Source organism: Bifidobacterium sp. ESL0822, assembly GCF_052606675.1.
In genome coordinates, this window is sequence record NZ_CP199596.1 from 1,091,823 (window position 1) to 1,113,202 (window position 21,380).

General features: G+C 65.4%; 9 protein-coding genes. 3 read left to right on the forward strand and 6 right to left on the reverse strand.

Features of this window, described 5'->3' with window-relative positions; genetic code table 11:
• Nucleotides 1-24: 24 nt before the first annotated feature.
• From dapA to ACUIAF_RS04355, 6 genes are all read right to left on the reverse strand, one after another.
• Complete coding sequence (dapA, locus tag ACUIAF_RS04330) at nt 25-930, reverse strand: 4-hydroxy-tetrahydrodipicolinate synthase (protein WP_445339131.1); 906 nt, start codon at nt 928-930, stop codon at nt 25-27.
• 40 nt (nt 931-970) lie between these two features.
• The gene (gene dapB / locus ACUIAF_RS04335) at nt 971-1,708 is read right to left on the reverse strand and encodes a 4-hydroxy-tetrahydrodipicolinate reductase (RefSeq protein ID WP_198217724.1); all 738 of its coding nucleotides are present in this window, start codon (nt 1,706-1,708) and stop codon (nt 971-973) included.
• Between the two features lie 27 nt (nt 1,709-1,735).
• Entirely contained in the window at nt 1,736-3,046 is a 1,311-nt protein-coding gene (locus ACUIAF_RS04340) for an MFS transporter (RefSeq protein ID WP_015021450.1), read from the reverse strand.
• Nucleotides 3,033-3,782: a GNAT family N-acetyltransferase gene (locus ACUIAF_RS04345; protein WP_445339132.1), complete on the reverse strand. Its 750-nt coding sequence runs from the start codon at nt 3,780-3,782 to the stop codon at nt 3,033-3,035. The genes ACUIAF_RS04340 and ACUIAF_RS04345 overlap by 14 nt, the downstream gene beginning before the upstream one ends.
• Before the next feature lie 119 nt (nt 3,783-3,901).
• Nucleotides 3,902-7,942, reverse strand: coding sequence for a UvrD-helicase domain-containing protein (locus ACUIAF_RS04350; RefSeq protein WP_445337825.1), 4,041 nt, complete (start codon nt 7,940-7,942; stop codon nt 3,902-3,904).
• Nucleotides 7,939-12,522, reverse strand: coding sequence for a PD-(D/E)XK nuclease family protein (locus ACUIAF_RS04355; RefSeq protein ID WP_445337827.1), 4,584 nt, complete (start codon nt 12,520-12,522; stop codon nt 7,939-7,941). Before ACUIAF_RS04355 ends, ACUIAF_RS04350 begins: the two co-directional genes overlap by 4 nt.
• 154 nt (nt 12,523-12,676) lie before the next feature.
• Here ACUIAF_RS04355 and ACUIAF_RS04360 point away from each other — a divergent pair, with 154 nt between their 5' ends.
• The 3 genes from ACUIAF_RS04360 (at nt 12,677) to ACUIAF_RS04370 (ending at nt 21,379) form a co-directional block, all read left to right on the forward strand.
• Nucleotides 12,677-14,233: a serine/threonine-protein kinase gene (locus ACUIAF_RS04360; RefSeq protein WP_445337829.1), complete on the forward strand. Its 1,557-nt coding sequence runs from the start codon at nt 12,677-12,679 to the stop codon at nt 14,231-14,233.
• Nucleotides 14,234-14,417: 184 nt separating this feature from the next.
• Complete coding sequence (locus tag ACUIAF_RS04365) at nt 14,418-19,844, forward strand: Ig-like domain-containing protein (RefSeq protein ID WP_445337831.1); 5,427 nt, start codon at nt 14,418-14,420, stop codon at nt 19,842-19,844.
• Nucleotides 19,845-19,846: 2 nt separating this feature from the next.
• Entirely contained in the window at nt 19,847-21,379 is a 1,533-nt protein-coding gene (locus ACUIAF_RS04370) for an AAA family ATPase (RefSeq protein WP_445337832.1), read from the forward strand.
• Nucleotide 21,380 lies beyond the last annotated feature (1 nt).

Genomic DNA, 21,380 nt, shown 5'->3' on the forward strand with positions numbered 1-21,380 from the left:
GGCGACGTTGCTTTCAGGACTGATTCAGATCAGCCCGGCAGCCTTCATGCCCTTGCGGGCAAGAGCCACCTGGTCCTCATCGGGACCCAGATTGGGCAGCCTCATGGCGGTCTGGTCCAGTCTGCCGGCCGCCTTCAGAGCGGCCTTGGCCATGACGGCCTGCTGCCCCCGGCCGTTCAGAGCCTGGACCAGCGGGTCCAGACGCACGGCCAGATCCCTTGCGCCGTCCAGGTCGCCAGCATCGAAGTCGTCAGCCAGACGCTTCATGGGTCCGGATGCCACATGGGCAATGACCGAGATGACGCCGACCGCGCCCAAGGCCAGGAAGGGCAGATAGAGTCCGTCATCGCCTGAGTACCAGGTCAGGCCGGTCTCCTGGCGTTTGCGGGGCATGGAGGCCAAGTCGCCCGTGGCATCCTTGACGGCGATGATCGCATCCAACTCGCCCAGGCGCCGGTAGGTATCCAGCTCGACGTGCAGTCCGGTCCGTCCGGGCACATCGTAAAGAATGATCGGTCGCTGAGCCGACTGGCATACAGAGCGGAAGTGGGCCACCACCCCATCCTGGGAGGGGCGTGAATAGTAGGGCATGACCACCAGCAAGGCATCGGCCCCGGCCTCCTGGGTCATCTCCACCATGCGTACCGTGTGCGCCGTGTCGTTGGATCCCGCTCCGGAGATGACGGGCACATCGACGGCATCCTTGACGGCCCTTACCAGGTTGACCTTCTCCTCCATGTGGGTGACGGGAGACTCGCCTGTTGTGCCGTTGACCAGGATGCCGTCGGCCCCATCGGCCACCAGGGTGCGGGCCAGATTGGCGGCAGCCCCATAATCCACGGATCCGTCCTTATTCATAGGCGTGATCATGGCGGGGATCACCCGTCCGAAGGGTGCAGGAGGAAGCAGATGGGTAACGGTCTCGATCATATCTTCACGCTACTTGCAGATGGGGACGCTCTTGCGGATATCAGAACAGGTAGTGGTCCAGGCCCACGGTCAGTCCTGGAATGCTTCCAGCACGGCGCACGGCCAGGAGGACTCCGGGCATGAAGGAGACGCGCTCGAAGCTGTCTGCGCGGATGGTCAGCTGCTCGCCGGGGTTACCCATGAGGATCTCCTCGTGTGCGTTCAGTCCCCGCAGCCGAACGGCATGGACATGGACACCGTCAACCACCCGGCCCCTGGAAGCATCAGGCTGCCGGGTTGCGTCGGGCATGGGACCCATGCCAGCCTGGCGGCGGGCTTCGGCAATGGCGGAAGCGGTCCCCAGAGCCGTGCCGGAAGGAGCGTCGACCTTGTCGGGATGGTGCATCTCGATCACCTCGGCCGACTCGAAGTAGCGGGCCGCCATGGCTGCGAACCGGTCGGCCAGCACTGCGGAGATGGCGAAGTTGGGAGCGATGAAGACGCTGAGCCCGGGATGCCCGTCCAAGGCCTGCCTGACCTGGTCCAGACGCCCCTTGGTCCAGCCGGTGGTGCCGATGACGGAGTGGACCCCCTGCCCTATCAGGGTCAAGGTATTGTCCAGGACTGCATCGGGGCTGGTGAAGTCGACCGCCACATCCGTGTTGCTCGGATTGATCGCCGCCGGATCGTCATCCGGGCCCAACAGCATGGCCGTCTGCACATCCTGCGCGTCATTCAGAGCACGCACCACCTCGGTTCCCATGCGTCCGCCTGCACCCAGCACCGATACGCGAATCATCGGCTGCCTCCTTCTTCACCGTTCATTTCACTCAGCATTTTCGGTCTTTTCCACGACCATACCCCTCCCGCGGCTCCTGGCCCAGCCCAGCAGTGCAAGGGGGATAGCGCAGCAGGTGACCACCGCCGGAATGGTCATGCCGCCGTGAGGCCCGAACTGATCCAGGGCGACCCCGGCCAGGGTGGATCCCAGGGAGGTGCCGATGGAGCCGCCGGTGGACAGCCAGGAGAGCCCCTCGGTGAGGGCCCGGGCATCCACGTTCTCGCGCACAATCAGGTTGCCGGTGGCAAAGATGGGCGAGACGCACAGGCCGGTCAGCACCTCGGCCAGACCCAGCAGGACCAGATTGTCCATGACCAGGCGGAAGACCACGTAGCCCAGGGTCAGCAACACCAGGAAGGTCGTCAGATAGCGCCAACGGGATCCTTTGAGCCTGACGGAGCCGAAGATCAGCGCCCCGCACAGGGAGCCCAGGGCGAACAGGGCCAGCTGCAGGCCCACCGCCCCCTCGCGACCCATGGACTTGGTCAGGGCGGTCACCGAGACGTCAACAGCGGAAAAGCTCATGTTGAAGACGACGAAGATCACCACCAGCAGGAAGATTCCCGGATAGACCAGGGCCGAGCGGGAGCCCTGGTGGCCGTCAGTTTCGCTTGGCAGAACGTCCCCATGGGCATCCACCGGGGAATGATCCGCCGCAGACTGGCTGACGGCCTCCATGCGGACGACGGCCGGGGGCTCGGTGGAACGCATGGCGAAGAAGGTCAGTCCGCCGACCAGCAGGGCCAGGGCAGGCAGGTAGAGCTGGGAGACCGGGCTGACCGAGGTGGCCAGGTAGGCGGAGAGGATGGGCCCCAGGATGAAGACGCACTCGTCCAGCCCCGACTCCAGGGCATAGGCGGTGTTGAGCAGATTGGTCTTGTCGTCGCGCAGCACCCAGGCCCAGCGGGTACGCACCAGGGCTCCGAAGGCGAACTGGGTCAGGCCCATCAGGGCCGCCAGAACAAAGAGCACACCCAGGGGAACCCGGCGCATGGCTCCCACGGCGAATCCCAGGATGGCCAGAGCCTGCACAATCAGGGCGATCACCCCGACCCGACGCTGGCCGAACCGATCGAACAGGCGGGCGTAGAAGGGGGTGACCAGGGCCGCGCTGAGCGTGTAGACGGCACTCATCAGCCCGGCCGAGGTCCAGTTGTCATAGATGTGGTTCAAGGCCAGTACGATGCCCAGACCCATCATGCCCAGGGGCAGACGGGCCAGAACCGCCGACAGGCAGAAGCCGGCGGCACCCGGGTAGGTGAACAGGCGCAGGAAGGGGGATTTAGCGGCCGCCATGATCACCGTCCTTGCCCAGCAGGTCGCTCACACGGCTGGCGTAGATGAAGATGTCGTCAATCCCTTCGAAGAACTGCGGGTCGTCGGAAGGGTCGCGCCCTGCGAAGGCCGCATGGTCCCGCCCCTTGAGTTCGGCCAGCCGCTCCATGCCCTGATGGTCGTAGAAGCCCACGTCGCAGGAGGAGTCCGTATGCAGGTAGAAGCGCTCGATGCCCGCCTGGTCCAGATGCTCCAGGGTGTCCCGCCATAGGGCGCCACCCACGCCGCGTCCCCGGGCACGGCTGGAGACCAGGAAGAGTCTCAGTTCAGCCTGAGGCGGGACGGCCAGACCGCACTGCTCCTCCAGCCTGACCTCGGTCAGCTGCCACTGGCGGGCCCGGTCCAGGGTCTGGGCGCCCAGCGCCGTGGCGGACAGCTGCTGGTCCACCTGCTCCAGCTCCTCTTCGGCCTGGGGAAAGCAAGGTTCGCCACGCCCCTCGGCCAGCAGGGTCACCCCCAGGAAGTCCTGCCCATCGACAGCTATCCGAGCCCTGGTGGCACCCACCAGATAGTGCAGGATGAAATGGGCTGCGCTCAGACGGGACACACCCCCCTCGGGATCCTCCTGCACCTTCCAGGTGGCATCAAAGGTCCCCACCAGGTCGGGCATATCCGCCCAGACCATGGGTCTTATTTCCACGCTCACCCTCCTCCGGGAGGCCTGGTCGTGACTACTGGACGTTGTCATCTGTCTCATTGCTCCATTCGGGCGTGCCCGGCCCCACGACGGCCCTGGGCCGTCCGCCGATCGCCTGCTGTTCATGATTGCTGATGCGCGGCACCCATCGCCCTTATCCGGCGGGGTCTGCCGCAGACTCAGTCCTCGTCCGACTGCTCGGGGATGCCCTCGGCCAGCGATGCGAGAATTTCTTCTTCAGTCCTGGCACGGGCCCTGATGAGTCGATCCTGGGGCCGGTCTTCGCTTACATAATAAAGGCAGGCGTCGATGGTCGACAGGCCGATACCCTCCAAGCGTGACAGGAGCAGTCGGTAGAAGTCCAGCTGGACCAGACGGCGGTTGGTCGAATCCTCTCCACGGGGTCGGGATCCGGTCTTCCAGTCCACGATGGTGTAGTGCAAATCCGGGCGATCCGGGTCAAGCCCGCCTGCGAAGACCGCATCCAGCTTGCCCTTGACTATGCGCCCGGCCAGCACCGCCACGATGGGCCGTTCCACCCAGACGGGGGTGCGCTGGGCCCACTCGGACTCAGCCAGCCGTTGCTCCCAGGTCAGCAGACGGGCCTGCACGGGATCGGCCTGGGAATCCATGGACTCCCGCTCACGGTCAAGCCCGGCCAGCATGCGGGCCCGCTCAGCCATGGCCCCGGGGCCCAGCGGACCATCGAGCAGATTCGGTGCTTCCGCCTGATCGGGCAGATCCACCAGTCCTTGAGGGGCGGAGATTTCAGGCAGGATGAAGCGCCTGGCCCAGTCATGGAAGCGGGTGCCCGCCTCGGCCTGCGGGGAGGCTACCTGTGGTATGGGTCTGACCAGCCCCTGCCAGTAATCCCTCTCCATCTTGGGATCACCCCCTGCCGAACCGGCCTGGATGGCGGTGACGCTGCTGGCCCCGTGCCCCAGGATCCGACGGCCGGTGCGCCGCAACAGATCCAAGTCCGTGAGCAGCTGGTCGTTGGCGACCCCCAGACGGCCCGTGCTGACCTGCAGGACGCGGACCGCATTGGCGTAAAGTCCGTCATCGCCCTCCTCATCAATTACGGGGTCACCTGGTTTCCCGGCACGCACCCAGGAGGCCGAGCGATTCAGGGCTTCACGGGTCCGCGCACTCAGAACCGGGGGCCAGAGCGCCTGGTCACGCTCACCGTCTCGGGCGGCGACCTGATCCACCTCTTCCAGGGCCTGATCGACAACGGCCTGACGGTAGGACTGGGCGTTCTCGCCGACAAAAAGCCCCAAGGGCGGCGTTGGTTCGCCCTCCTGTGCATCCTCTGCCTGCTCCAGCTTGACCGCCTCGGGTTCTTCCTGGAAGAGCTCCACCAGTTCGGTCCAGAAGTTAGAGGCCTTATCCGGATCCGGAGCCGACGTGTTCAGGGCCGCAGACTCCGCCTGGGAATCCTGGCTGAAGGTCAGCAGCAGGTCATGCCGGGCCCTGGTAGCCGCCACATAGATCAGCCGTCGCTCGTCGTCCAGCAGCCGACGACCGTACTGTTCGCGCTGAGAGGGGGCGATGGCATCGGCCCGGACCGGCTGGGCCTGGTCGTCCAGCCCGCTCTCCCGAGACAGGCCCGTGGCCTCCTCCTCCAGGCTTGCCATATCCATCCGACCCAGCAGATCCTCAGGGTCAGCTCCCAGGGGGGCGTCGTGGGGAAAGCGGGGCAGGATCATGGCATCAGCCCGCACGGGCACCGGCACGGACTCCGGATCGACCAGCCAGGTACGGGCCGTGCAGTTGTACTGGTAGACCGGGCCATCCGGGGATTGGACCACCGGCTGGTCCAAGGCGGGCTTGACCGTGAGCCGGTCACCCTGGCTGCTGGGGAAGGCTCCCCGTTTCAGCCCGACCACCGCCACGGCATCCCACTCCAGACCCTTGGCCTGGTGGACGGTCATCAGGGCCACGTCAGCCTGTCGGTCGTCCCCGTCAGTGGGCATTTCGGGACTCTGATCCAGTGAGGACAGCCAGGAGACGAACCCGCGCAGACTGGGCCCAATGCCCTGGGGCAACTCGGACAGGTAGACATCCACCTGGTCCAGCAGGGCCTGAATGCCTGCCTTGGCCTGGCTGGGCTCCAAAGGACGTTCAGGATCGGCCAGGGAACGGGCCAGCACCAGGTCCACATCCAGGTTCAGGGCACGGATGGCGGCGATGACCACCTGGCGCAGGGGGGCAGAGGACTCGGCCTGGACCTGGCAGATGACCCGGGCGGCCTCGGCGGCCAGGACCCGTCCCCTGGCGGATAGGCCGGAGCTCTTCAAGAGGTCTGGTAGGTCGTCGCGCAGAAGCAGGTCCACCAGGAAGACATCGTTGGGAACCTGGTCACGGTAACGGTGCAAATCCTCACGACGGCGGCGCGGATCAGAGTCGGACTCGACCAGGCCCGCCCGGACCAGGGCCCGGTACTGGCTGTCCTCATTGACCTTGGCCGCCAGGGAGGCCAGAGCGCTCAGGTCGGCCGCGTCCATGCCGAACCGGGCCGAGGCCAGCAGACGCATCAGGGAATCGCTGTCGGTGTGGTCGCAGACTAGAGAGAGCAGAGCCCGCAGATCCATGACCTCGGGCCGGTCAAAGAGGGAGGAGTAGCCGACGACCTGGCAGCTCAGCCCTGCAGCCTCCATGGCCTCTCGGTACCTGGGCAGAGCCGCCTTGGAACGGAAGAGAACAGCCACGTGCGGCGCATCGCCTTGATTGCCATAGAGCTCGCGCGCCCTGAGGGCGAATCTGACCACGCCATCGATCTCCTGGCCACCGGTGGCGTAGCCCAAGAGGCCCACGGTACCCGGGTCGGCGTCCTCACGTGGACGGAGTTTGGCCACATCCACCTCGCGCAGTTCTGCTTCGGACCGGCTCTCCTGGCCCCGATGGCGTAGGGGGACGGTCAACTGGTTGGCGGCCTTGAGCACCCAGCCGGAGTTGCGGAAGGTGCGCGACAGGGTCAGCGGATCCTGGTCCTGCGAGCGCCCAAAGGCGGTCACTCCAGACAGAGGACCGCCGCCGAAGTCGGGTCGGTCGGCCAACATGCCGAACTGGGCCTGGAAGGTGCGGAAGGCCCCGGGACTGGCCCCGCGCCAGGCATAGATGGACTGGAAGGGGTCGCCCACGGCGGTCACGGCCGACCTGCCAGGAGCCTGATCCTCGCTCCCCTGATCCTCCTGCCGATTGTGCGGATGGAAGATAGCCGCCAGAAGCAGGGCCTGGGTGGTGGAGGTATCCTGGTATTCGTCCAGAAAAACGTGGCTGTAGCGGCGTCGCAGCTGGGCGCTGATGGAGGGGAAACGCTCGACCAGCTGGAAGGCGGCCAGGGTGAAGTCGCCGAACTCGGCCATGTTGGCCCGGCGCTTGGCACGCTGGTAGTCCTGGACCAGGGTCAGCAGCTTTTCCCGCGTCAGAACCGCCCGTCGCATGGCATCCACCCGGTAGATGCGAATGCTCCGTCGCGTGTCTTGGAAGTCCTTGATTTTGCCCTGATAGTGCTCGTCGGTCTCCTTCTTGCTTCGCTTGGGCGGCGTCTGGCTGACTCGGGGCTCGGTGGCCGGCACAGGCTGGTCACCGATGAGCTGGTCCGCACGATCCACAAAGACGCGGTCCCAAGCGCGAATCCGATCCACAGCCTGGTCGAAATCAGGGCAGTCACTGCTGATCATGGAGGTGGTCACCGCCCCGGTCAGCCCCAGGACGCGGTTGACAGTGGTCGAGAAGGTCGCGGAGCCCAAGTCGCCGGAGTCGCCATCCTGTGCCGAGGCACCAGCAGGAAAGATCAGATCCAGATGGTCGGCGACCACCTGTGAGGCCAACTGGTAGGCCCCTGCCGAACTGAGGGGACGGGTGTCCTGATCCATGCCCACCAGCAGGCCGTACTGGCGCACGATGGACTGGAAGAAGGCGTCATAGGTGGAAACAGTCGGCTTGAGGAAGTTGCGTTCGGGGTCCACGCCCGAGGTACCTCTGCCCTGGTCGCGTCGGATGACCGCCGACCCCACCCTGGACTGGAGCTCGGAGGCGGCCTTGCGGGTGAAAGTCAGCCCCAGAATCTGCTCTGAGGGCACTCCCCGACGGATCAGGGCGATGATCCGGCTGGTCATGGTCATGGTCTTGCCCGAGCCGGCTCCGGCCACCACCAGAAGATCCTCATTGACATCCGCATCGACAATGGCGGACTGTTCGGCAGTCTGCTTCATTCCTGATCCTCCAGTAGATTGGGCGCCACCAGTTGCCATGCCTGACATTCCTGGCCACTGCCTGCCCGATGGCAACGGGCAGGGTCGAAGACCGCGTCATCCCGGCCAGCCGCCAGCTTGACCCCGGCAGCGAAGAAGACCCGGGCTATCATGGTCAGCCCCCATACGGCCTGGGAGGAGACTCTGGCCGCTTGGACCATGCTCCACAGATCCGCATCCACCCCAGGCGGCACCTGATCAGGCAGATCCGCAGGCTCGGCCTTGGACTTGAGCGGAGCGGGCATGCCGGTTCTGGGCTGGGCGATGGTCACCAGTCTGCTGCGCTCGAACAGTGGCGGCTGGTAGGCCATCTCCTCCCGGCGCAGCCCCGTATGAGCATCCTTGGGCGGGGCCTGCAGCTGCAGGAGTAGTGACTGGCTCAGCTTCATCCCCTCTGTCCTCTCCAAATCGGGGGCCTGGGGCAGACTCCATGCCGCCCCCACCTCCGGGCTGCTGCCGGACGTGGGCGGGAAGGCCAGGCCCAGCTGATAGCAGACCAGCTGCAGGTCGTTGAAGAGCTGCCCCTGGGTATAGGGGACTCTGCCGGTCTTGTAGTCCACCAGCCGCAGACGGATGCCCTCGGGCAGGGACCTGACCTCCAGACGGTCGATGCGACCGGTCAGCCTGACCGTCGTCCTGGCATCCAGGGCTGCGGGGAAACCGTCGACCAGGCCGGACATCAGGGCGAAGAGCCCATCAGTATCCAAGGGCCTGTCTGGGAAGGTGGCCCGCCAAAGGGGGACCAGGTCCTCCACGGACAGGCTGACATCGAAGGAGCGCTCGCTCTGCACACCCAGCAGGTCACCGACCGGGACCGGGTTCCTGCCCTCCAGGCCGTATTCGGAATCCGAGGAGCGGACGAAATAAGAGGCCAGGTTGTCCAGGATGGACTCCACCCGGCTGCTGCGGCCGCGCTGATCATAGAGCTCGTCCGGGTCCCGCAGGCGCTGTTCCTGGGGGGCCAGCTCCTTGTAGATATCAAGGAGCGCATCACGAACCTGCTGCTGACGGGCGTCCGGATCGCCCTTGCCTGGACGGTCCAGACCCTGGGCTGTGCCCTCGCTGGCGACCTTGTGAATCAGCGAGCCGAACTCCGTGGGCACCCTGGAGGGAGATGGGCCGGAGAACTGATCTCCCAGAGCCCATTCCAGGGGGCAGTTCCAGATGGCATCAACCGCTGAGGGCGAGAGAAGGACCACCTGGCGGTCGGATCGTTGTCCATGGCGATGATCATGGCGTTGGTCACGATCTTGGGGGCGACCCGCCTGCGTGGCTTGCCTGGCGGAAGTATGTAATGAACGAGGGGCACGGCCTCTTCCGGTGATCGATGCGACACCTCCGGCAGCGGTCACGGCCCTTGACCCGGCGACCTGTTCACGCGAAACCACGTCATCCGGGGCATGCTGGTCCGAGGCCGGCTCAACTGCGGACTGCTCGTCTGGGACATGTTGATCCAATGCCGGCTCATCTGCACCCTCTTGGTCATAGAGGAAGGGCCAATGCCTGGGATCGGCAGAATCCTGGCCCTGGTCGGCCAGCAGCCGCAGGGTTTGCACAGCATCGTCCACTCGGTCACGGTCGACCTGGTCCTGCGGGAGCAAGGCCTGTATACCCAGGATGGACCGGGCGGCCGCCGTCAGGCCCCTGGCAGATACCTCCAGCCCTCCGTAGCGCTCACTACCGCCCGAGCCAGCGCCGACCGTACTGAAGGCGGCCTGGCTCATATCGGCAATGCGTGGATAGCGTTCGGGCAGGTAGCCGTAGAGAAAGTCCGAAGGAACCAGGTCATCGTTCCAGACCGCGCTGATGCGCACCTGGGTCCGGGCCCGGGTCAGCGCCTCCAGAAAACCCTTCTTCTCAGCGTAGAGGATGGAACGCAGTGCTGGATCGTGGCTGAGCGTGTCCGCCAGGGGGTCACCGATGCGGTCGTGCAGGACCAGGTCAGCCAGCTCCTCTGCTCCGAACATGGTGTCTCGGGGAATCAGATTGGGCCAGACCCCGTCCTGGACGGCGGGCAGCCAGACCAGGGGCCAGTCGGTGGCCAGGGCGGCAGCGCCAGCGGGCGTGGTCAGCGTGACGGCATGCTCAATGGGCCCGATCCGTGCCAGGGAGTCGGCCTCGATCTGCATGGTGCGCACCTGGTCCATGAAGGCCTCGACCGTTGGGAAGCGACGAGAACCAGCCGCGTACTGGAAGAGCCGCATGAGCGCGTCCAGACGGTCGTTGACCTCCTCCCCCTCCTGGGTGGCCATCAGAGCCTTCTGCTGCCAGTCGTCGGCCAGGTTCAGACTCCGCCAGGCCTCCCAGAGCACATATTGGGGCTGATGGTCCTCCAGTGCGCTGATGCGGGTGGCGGTCAGGCGCAGAACCTGCAGGGCCTTGTCCAGGACTTGAACGTCAGGATCCTCCCGGCGACCCCCCGCGATGGCGGTCATGGCCTCCAGGACGATCCCCGAGGATCGCCCATCCGGGTCCAGAACCAATAGTGTCTCCAAGGCCTGAACAGACAGAATGGCTGGACGTTGCGCATCCCGGTCCCCCAGATCCACCGGCTGATCGGGGGCCGAGGCAGTGAAGAAGGAATCAGACCCGTCCCCTGGCTTGGAGGAATCGTGCCTGGTCAGCAGGGAGTCGTCGACGCTGATGCCGGATGAACGGTCCCGCTTGGCCCGCCGCTCGGCCAGATCCTCGACCCAGGTCTGCCAGGCCTGTCCCAGGAGCGGCAGGTCGTCCAAGGAGCCGGATGAGTCCGGCTCGCTCCCCTGCTGGCCGGACAGGGGAGCCAATGCGGCCATGGTCTCCATGATGGATTCCAGCCGTTCCATCCTGACGGGACGCTCTGCACGAGCGGCAGTGGCGGGAACCCGGAAGAGGGGGCTGGCCATCAGCGTGCGCAGGCGCGAACGGATCCAGGCGGCCACCTGGACCGAATCATCCGGATCGCTTCCGGCGTTGTCGGAATCCAGTACCGATTGGGCCAGCTCGACCAGGGCGAAAAGACCCTGGATGGCAGGCTCCTGGCTGAGAGGACGGGTCACCGAGGAGAAGCGCACCGGCACGCCCTGAACGCGCAACTTGCGGCCCAATGCGCGCAGTGTCATGTTGTCGTGGGCGATGACGGCCATGTCGTTCCAGTCACGTTCTTCGGCCAGGAACTCATGCTTGATCTGCCAAACCAGGTCGTCGTCCTCCTGGTCGGGGGTGTGGAAGAGCCTGGTCTGCACACTGCCGTCGCGGATCAGGCTGTCGCCGGCGGCCAAGGGGGCCACCGGTCCGGCACCGGGCCAGGCGGGCAGCTTGCCGGGTCTGTCGGGCAGAGGGGTGTCATTCTCCTCAATCCCGGTGATGCCCAGGCTGACCCTGGCAGCCAGCAGATCGGCGTAGGAACCCGGAACCGCCGTATCGGGACCCTGACCGTCCTCAATGTGCTCTGTGGGTGCTTCCGGAACCACCATCCTCCGAGGTTTCAGGGTCACTTCGGCAGCGCCCAGACAGGCGAAGTCCGGGGCAAGAAGGGGGGCCGCAGCGTCTGGCACGGGCTTGGACAGGGCCGTCAGGCGATTGACCAGAAATTCCGGGTAGGAACCGCGGAAGGACTGTACCGACTGGTCCGGATTGCCCACCAGAAGAAGTCGGCAACCGGCCCGGTTCAAACCCTGCAGCAGGTCCATACCGGCCAGGGTGATGTCCTGCCAGTCGTCCAAAACCAGCAGGTCGGGCAGATCCTCATCAGCCAGCCCGTCCAGGCTGCGTGAGGCTTCGACCATGAGCATGGAGGGGTCCAGACGGAATTCGTCCGGGTAGCTCTTGGTGATGCTCTGGCGGTATTCATCCTCCAGGGCGAAGGCCAGCCGCCACTGCAGGCCCAGCCGGTCGCGGCGGTCGGGGTCCATGGGCTGGACGGCCAGGGCATCCAGAAGCCGGTCCCGGTCCCCTTTGTCCAGGCCCAATTCCGTCATGCGGGCGAACATGTCCCGCAGCTGGGCGATGAACCTGTCGGCGACCCCTACGACCCGTCCCTGACCGTCGCCGACCAGGACGGACGACCAGCCCGCCCCGTTTCGGAAGTAACGTTCCAGGAGTCGGCAAACCGTGCAGTCGTCCCCGGCCTGGACATGCTGCAGGTGGACAGTCATGACCTGCCTGAGCAGGGCGTCCTCCTCGGCGCCGTTGAGCAGTCTGGGCAGGAGCGGATCGTGGCCTCCCTGGGCCAGTCGGGACCGCGTCAGCAGACGGAAGGCCAGGGCCTGCAGGGTCCCCACAGGTCGGGTGCGGTCGGACCTGCCCCGCCTTAGAATGACCTGGCGGCTGACCTGGTCGGCTGCGGTACGACCGGATACAGCCATACTGGCGCCGTCACCGAACCGCTCCATGCCTGCCAGCAGGGCCCGGGTGGCCAGCCTGGTCTTGCCGCTGCGGGGAGGACCAGCCACCACCAGGGCCCGGGAGGGCCGACCCTCCGCGTTCTGGAGCCGATCGCCGATAAGGGCGAGGACCGGTTCCATGGCCTCTTGCGAATCCACCGGTGGCTGCTTGCTCATAGTTACAAGAATAGGGTCCGGCATGGTCCATCTGCAGGCCACGGAACTCGCTGGTCGGTGACCGTCCACAAGAGGTTCAATGGATGCCTGATCGGCAACGACGTGCTGTTATCGTGGATAGAAGTTCTCAGGCAGTCCCAGGAGGTGATGTCCCTTGCAGCAGAATGGTCCCCAGGCCCAGCGCCCGGGTACGGTTCCAACCATGGACCAGGCCCCGGCGCTGCCCGGGCTGCGGCTCATGCGCCCCCTGGATCTTGGAGGCACAGCCGCCGTCTACCTGTATGAGCAGGAGGGGCTCAACCGACCTGTGGCAGTCAAGGTGGCACTCCAAGGCAGCATGGACCGACAGACCCATCAGCTCTTTCTGCGGGAGGCCAAGAACCTGGCCAGGCTTTCCACCCACCCCTGCATCCTGAGCATCCACCAGGCCCTTGTCAGCGATGACGGACGGGATTGCCTGGTACTCGAATACGCCCCGGGCGGCAGCTGCAAGACCATCATGCTCAAGGGGGGCATGGACCAGGAAGGCGTGCTGGACCTGGGAGTGCGCATGGCCTCGGCCCTCTGCTGCGCCCATGAACGCGGAATCCTGCACCGGGACGTCAAACCCAGCAACTTTCTCATCACGGACCAGGGCCTGCCCGTCCTGGCCGACTTCGGCATCTCCTCGGGCATCTATGGAAGCGAACGGGCCGGCGGACTTTCCATACCCTGGGCGGCCCCAGAGGTCCTGGCAAACCGCTCGGGAGGATCCGAGGCCAGCGACATCTACTCCCTGGGTGCCTCGCTCTTCGGCATGCTGGCCGGCCGCTCCCCCTACGAGTACACCTATCAGGCCCGGAATGAGGATCACCTGGTCCAGCTGATTCTGACAGCGGAAACCCCGGTTCTGCACATGGGCGAAGCTTCTCCTATGCTGTCCGCCGCCCTGGGGAAAGCCATGGCCCATGACCGGGATGATCGCTACTACTCGGCGCTGGAGTTCGGTCGCGCACTTCAGGAGGTCCAGCAGGAGCTCTACGGCCATGCAACGCCCTTCATCGGCGAGGGAATCGACCCCTATCCGAAGGCATATGCGGGCCCACATGCCCGTATCGCAGTCATCGCAGGCCGGGAAGAATGCAAGGAGTCCGGCCGCCCCTGGACCGGGGCACGGGCCAGCTCCCAACCGCGTCTGCGCCCAGACAGTGAGGCGGTCACTGACCATGAAGGCAGCCAGGCCAGGCATTTCCCCGGCGGCAGCCGCCGTTTGATCCTTCTAGGACTGATCCTCGCCATCGTCCTGGTCCTGGCCCTGGCCTGGGCCCTGGTTGTCGGCCTGCCGAACGGTTCCGAACGAGGCTCACGGCCGACCACGGGTTCCTCCCAGGTCCAATCCCAACAGGTGCAGTCCCCGGACCCGACGGATTCGAGCGACCCCCAGGCTTTGCAGGAGGGTCCGGTTCCCTCGCCCACCCAGGGCCAAGGCCACTACCAGGGCACCGCGGCCGTGTTCACCTGGGTCAATCCCGATCCCAAACCGGCAGACAGCTACGTTTGGCATCCCCTGGACCAGGGCGGCACCGGAGATCGTGGCCGCAGCGTGCAGACCCGACAGCCGACCGCCCGCATCGACAGTCCGCAGGGAGGCCAGACCTGCATCAGCGTCACCCTGGTGCGGGCCGACCGGAGCATGTCCCAGGAGCCCACCATTATCTGCGCTGTTCAGTGAACACTCGGTGGAGGCATTTTCACATTCGACCACCCCGACTTTCACAGACCGCCAAGACCTGGCGAACCAGCTAAAATCGGTCGTCAGAGAGAGCATCGACGGCGGTCCGGACTCATTAAGAGACAAAGGCATAGGTCAGGCATCATGGCCTGTGCTGCAGGACAGGAAAGGAACCCAGGGGATTATGGACTTGCAGGGACTGTTCCTGCGGATGCGCCAGGCCGGGCCGCGTCTCCGGCATACTCTGGCCGTCCGCACCAAGAGCCCTGCCGCCATCCTGGCCGTCACGCTGACGGCGCTGGTCCTGCTCATCCTGGGCGCCCTGTTCATGCATGGGGTGGACCGCCGTGCTGTTCAGGTGGACGACGGCAGCATCTGGATCAGCTCTCAGAACGAGCGCAAAGTGGCCCGGTTCAAGCCCGACATCGGCGAGGCTGACGTGGCCCTGTCGACGGGCACCGACCACTTCGACCTGGCTCAGAGTGGATACGCGGTCATCCTGGGCCGTGAGGGAGGCATGGCGCCCATAGCGGCATCCACCGCCACCCTGGGGGACACCACCCGGTCGGATGCCAGTATCCAGCGAATGGTCAACGGACCCACCCTGGTCCTCTTCCAGGCACGGACCGGCAAGATCTGGGTGGGTCAGGCGACTTCTCCGGCAGATATGGACCCGCAACGCCGAGACCCTGTACTGGCCCTGGGCTCCGGGGCCGCGGTCACTGTGGACGCCTCCGGAGCTGTTTACGCCTACCGGCCCTCGGACGGGGTCGTGCTGAGGATCGACGGACCGGACTCCCGGGCCCACCGTGAGCTGGACTCCCTGACGGGCCACGCTCCCGTCCGAGCCACAGCATTCAGCGTCATTGGCGGAAGACCCGTCCTCCTGGCGGGCGATCGGCTTTACTGGCCCCAAGGATCCACCCGGATACCACACCGGGGAGACCTGCAGCTCCAGTCCACTCCAGTGGATATGGACCGCCAGGGACCCTGGGTGGGCCTGACCGATCAGGAAAGCGTCCACATTGTCAATCTGGATCATCCACAGAATCAGGTTGAGAACATACACACCGGCGGCAGCGGCCAACCCGCCCAGCCGGTCTCCTCGGGCGGGTGCCTTTGGACGGCCTGGGCCTCCTCGGGACGGAATTTTCTGCGGCTATGCGCGACGGGGACGGCCGTGCCCCAGGTCCGGTCACCCCAGCCCCGTCCCACCACTCTGGAGACCATCAGCCCCACCTCGAACCTGGTCTTCCGGGCCAACCACCGGAGGGTAATCCTCAACGACGTGCTGACTGGCGACGTTTGGAACCCCCAATCCTCCACCAAGGTGATCCGGCCGCAGTGGCGGACCATGGAGGTCAAACACACAGATAAAACCGATCAACGCCAGGACTCGGCCGACAATCGCCAGCGGTTCACGGCCACCTGTCGATCAGGATCCCAGCCCATCCAGGCCGAGGACGACAGTCTGGGCATTCGGGCCGGTTCCAGGGCCCTACTGGACCCTCTGCGCAACGATCGCCAGACCGACTGCTCGGTTCTGCGAATCGAGGATGCGCGCAGCTCACAGGGGAATCTGCGCCTGACTCCGGTCATGAACGGCCGCTACCTGCAGGTGGATGCCAGCGACGCACCTGCCGGCCGGGCCCGAATCAACTACTCCATCACCGATGGACGGGGACAGGTCTCCTCGGCTGGCATCGACCTCAACATCGCCCCGGCCAAGATGGACCGAGGCGACCAGGCACCGGTCCAGAGCGATACGCCTCCCGAATATGAGGTGGAGCAGGGCGCTACGACCACCGTCAACGCCTTGGCCGGCTTCGAAGATCCCGACGGGGACCCGCTGACCCTGGTCGGCGCCGAACCGGTCAACTCCGATCGGATATCCTTGTCCACCAGGGCTGACGGGCAGCTGACCATGAGCGCTGGGTCGGCCACCTCCGGTCGGCTGGCTGTCAAAGTCACCGTTTCGGACGGAGTCATGAGCGGTCAGGGACTCATATACTTCACCGTCAGACCCGTCAACACCCTGGCCCCTCTGGTCGATCCGGTCATTCGCCAGGCCACCCCCGGCCGAGAGGTCAGCGTGGACCTGAGCAGGAGTGTACACGCCAATGCCGCTCAACCCCTTCGCCTGGTCCGGGTCGACAAGACTGACGGAATCCAGGTGGAGGTCAACTCCGAGAGTCTTTCCTTCACCGCCACCGCCGCCAACCCGGGCACCTATTATGTGCCCTACCAGGTGGCCCAGGGTGACCAGGAGGCCCAGGGGCTGGTCAGACTGGAGGCACAACGCGATCAGGGTGGATCCGCGCCGCCGGTTCCCGTCAACGACGTGGCCCTGCTGGGGGCCGACCAGACCGCCATCGTCGATCCGCTCGACAACGACCTGGATCCCATGGGCGGAGTGCTGGCCCTGACCGATGTACACGTGGATCCGGAATCAGGCATCAAGGTCGGCATCGTGGACCACCGCAGGGTCTACCTGTCAGCCAGAAAAATCCCCACACACCCGCTGAGCATTGCCTACACGGTCGCCAACGCCGAGGGCAGCGCTCAGGGGACCATCGTCCTGCAGCCCCCCTCCTTGAGGAGGGCAGCCTCGGCGCCCAAGGCCCCGAATCTGACCGTGGGGGTCCGCTCATCGGGCCTGGTCACGGTTGCGGTCATGGACAAGGTCACCAACGCTGACGGAACCAGCGTCGCCTTGGACCAGCAGCTGGCTACGGATCAACGGACTTTTGCGGGCCTGGCCTTCGTATCCGGGGACACAGTCAGGTATCAGGCCAGCGAGCGCACCGGGGACTTCCCGGCCACCTATACGGTCAGGGACGATCTGGGCAACGCAGCCTCAGGCACGATCACCTTCCGGGTGCATGTCTCCGACCCCGCGAGCAAACCAGCACCCACCCCCAAGGACCTGCGGGCCCAGGTGGCTGCCGGGACCAAGGTGCGCATCCCTGTCCCGCTGACCGGCATCGACCCGGACGGAGACTGCGACACCCTGTCCGGCTTGGGCAACCAGGCGCCCAGACTGGGCAGGATTGTCAAAGCCGGGGCCGACTACCTGATCTATGAGGCCTATCCCGACTCGCACGGCACCGACGAGTTCACCTACGCCGTGGAGGACTGGGTGGGGCAGCGTGCCCAGGCGCGCGTCCGCATCGGTGTCTTTCCCGACTCGTCGGTGACCGGGGTCTTCGCCAGGGACGACAAGGTCAGGCTGCGCCCTGGGACCGTGGCCGATGTGCCGGTTTTGCTCAACGACATCGCTGGGGATGACGACCCCCTGAGTCTGGACCCCCACCTGGAGCGCCAGGGCCTGGACCAGGCTAGCGTGGAGGACGGCATGATCCGGCTGACTGCCCCCTCACAGCCAGGAACCTCCTATCTGGTCTATCAGGCGCGCAACCGGGCAGGTCTGAGTGACCAGGCCACCCTGACCGTGGTTTCTGACCCCCAGGCCCCCATCCAGCCACCCATAGCCCAGGATTACCAGGTGGCTCCCGAGGACACGGTGGACAAGCGCAGCGTGGAAGTCAATCTGGCCGACTCCATCAACAATCCATCCGGCACCCTCGATGACCTGCGCCTTGGGATTCACCCCGGGGCAAGGGCCCACGCCAGGACCGTAGGCGAGGCCGGCTCCACCAAGCTGGTCATCGACCTGACCGACCAGGCCAGAGCCGTACCCTACACCGTCACCAACACCCGGTTCAAGATCACTTCAATGGCCTTTGTGAAGGTCCCTGCCTATGGGGTATTTCCCCCTGTCCTGAGACCTCGGGCTCCGGCCCTTAAAGTGCGGGCTGGGCAGAGCATCACCATCGACATCGCCGATCAGGTCAGGGTGGGTGCGGGCAAGACCGCACGGATCGCCTCGCGCCAGTCCGTATCGGCCACCAAGTCCGACGGATCCGACCCCTATGTGGACGAGCACACCCTGAAGTTCACCGCCGCCAAGGACTATGCTGGGCCAGCCTCACTGACCTTTGCCGTCCGTGACGGGGATCCAGGCGGCCAGGCCATCGTCAACGAGTCTGTGCTGACCTTGCCCATCACCGTGGTAGGCGGCAGAGCATCCCCGCCGGTCCTTTCGGCACCGGTCATCGATTTGGTGGCCGGAGAGCCGGCACAGACCATCTCCCTATCCGCTATGACCCGTTGGCCCCAGGGAAGCGACCCGGCCGACAGCACCTTCTCCTCCGGGAACCCTGAAGGGCCAATCCATGCCAAACTGAGTCCTCAGGGCCAGCTGAACGTGGCCGCCGACAAGACCGCGATACCCGGCACCAAGGCCACCCTACCGGTCAACATCACCAGTCCATCCGGCGATGTGCATACGGTCCTGGCCTTCCGCATAGTCGCCACCACCCGACCGCTGGCTTCGGTCCCCTCACGTCAGGTGGGGCTCAAGGCAGGACAGAGTCTGGAGCTGGATCTGTTCGACGGTGCCCTCAACCCCTTCCCCGACACCCCGCTGCGCCTGGTCGGCCTGGTCAGCGACGACACCTCACGATTGACAGCCACCAACCTGGGCGACGGAAAAATCGCCATCAGGGCCGATCGCGACATCGGCGCCTCCACCAACACCATTCTGGCCACGGTCGAAGATGGCAGCCGTGATCCGGGACGCCGGGTCAGTGCCACCATCACCGTGGGCATCATCGACCGCCCACAGGCCCCCAGAATGCTGGCGGGTGCCGCCCAGGCAGGTGACGGAACGGTTCTCCTGGCCTGGGAGCCGGGTGCAGTCAACGGCAGTCCGGTGGACGAGTACCGGGTCTCCTACACATCGTCAGCGGGCTCGGGACAACGCTCCTGCGGCAATGCCGTCACCTGCCGGATCGACGGGCTGGCCAACGGCCATGACTACTCCTTCACCGTCCAAGCCCACAACCAAGTCGGCTGGTCCCCCGCATCCTCGCCGGCGGCAGCCAGACCGGACGTACTCCCCGGAAGCGTGCAGGCTTTGACCGTGGACGGCGGCACCAAGGAAACCCTGACCGTCACCTGGCGCCCACCAGAGAATCATGGCTCACCCATCCAGAGCTATACGGTCCACGGCGAGGGTTCCGGATGCGGTTCGTCACGATGGCGGTCGGCCACCGCCACCAAGGCGGTCTTCGATGTGGGCCATGACGAAGCAGGAGGCGCCTGCACAGTGAGCGTGACCCCAGCCAATATGGCCGGATCAGGACCTGTGGCCTCAGCCTCTGGATCTACCTGGTCGCATCCGGATCCGCCTGTATTCCAGACTCTGGAGTACCTGGGCAAGGACCAGGTCAAGCTGGTTTTGAACCCCGGATCCGAACACGGCCGGCCCTGCGCAGACATCCGGGTGAGCATCGATGGCCTCGACCCCGACGAGGCCTCCTGGACCCTGGCCTGCAACCAGCCGGAGTTGAGTCGGATCATCACCCTGCCCGCCGGATCAGCCAAGCCGGGCGCCACGCTGAACTTCCGGGCTGTCGCCAGCATCCGTGGCGTGGGTTCCGAAGGCGATTCGCCCGCCGCCACCAAGGAGCTGACCCTGCCCAAGGAGGACGACAAGCCAAGCGACAAGAACCCGTCTGGGGATCCCTCAGCAGACAAGGATGAATGACCATGGATGAACGAAACGCACAGGAGCCCATCCAGCAGGACGGCACCATCCCGAATGACGCGACCAGGAGGGGTACCCCCAAGGCCGCGCGCGAGGCGAGCGGCGAAAGCCGACGAATCCCTGCCGACCGATTGGACGTACTGAAGCGACAGCGCCAGGCCCTCATGGCAGGTTTGGGCCAGCAGGAATCCACTCCGGCAGTGAACGACGACCGGACCCGGCCCGGTCGTATCCCCGCGGCTGCCGAACAAGGAAGAACTCAGGAATCGGGGACGGAATCCCTCCCATCGGACCGCACCATGGCGGAAGACGGGACCATCCCCGTCCGCCAACCGGTCCATGACCTGTTCCCACAATCCTCTTCATCTTCTGCCAGACCTGACCTCGTCGATGTCACCGATCAGTCCCGTCACCCCCAGCCGGAACGAACCTCGGCCCCCAGATACGAAGTCCGGACCGGAGAACCTGCAGATGCGAAAAAGACCAGACGGAACCGGCGGTCTTCCACCGAAGCAGAAGAACAGGCAGCAGGGGCCAGGCAGCAGAGACGATCGAGCCAGACCACAGGCAGCAGCCAGGCCGCCATGGATGTGTCGACCTTCGCCAACCTCTTCCGCTCCATCGTCGACAATGTCGGCCAGGCAGTGCTGGGCAAGGAGGAAACCATTGCCCTCTGCGTCACCGCCCTGATTGCAGGGGGCCATGTGCTCCTGGAGGACAATCCGGGCACCGGCAAGACCCAGCTGTCGCGGGCACTGGCAGCCTCCATTGCCGTGGACTGCAAGCGAATCCAGTTCACCCCCGACCTGCTGCCCTCCGATCTGCTGGGCGTGACCTTCTACGACCAGTCTCAAGGACGATTCACCTTCCGACCCGGACCGGTCTTCGCCTCCCTGGTTCTGGCTGACGAGATCAACAGGGCCTCCCCCAAGACCCAATCAGCCCTCTTGGAGGTCATGGAGGAGGGCCGGATAACCGTGGATGGCCGCACCTACCGCCTTCCCCGGCCATTCATGGTCATGGCCACCCAGAATCCCATCGAGCAGCTGGGCACCTATGCCCTGCCCGAGGCTCAGATGGACCGCTTTCTGATCCGCACCTCACTTGGGGCACCGGGACACGATGCCAGCATGCGCATCCTTCGAGAGGCTAATATCCATGACAGGGCCGGCCTGGTCGACCCGGTGGTCGACGCCACCCAGGTGGAGGCCATGGCCACCTGCGCATCCAAAGTCTTCTGCGATTCCTCCATCATGGAATATGTCATCCACATCATCGAAGCCACACGGCACAGCCCTGCCATCCGGGTCGGCTCCTCCATCAGAGGCGGACTGGCTCTAGTGCGCTGCTCCAGGATTCGGGCCTGCGCCCAAGGCCGCGACTACGTGATTCCCGACGATGTCAAGGACCTGGTCGACCCCATCCTGGCCCACCGGCTGATTCTGACCGCCCAGAGCAGGCTGGCGGACATGGATGAACACCAGGCGCTGGCCGAAGCACTGGCCAAGGTCCCCGTCCCCACAGGGGAGCAGTGAG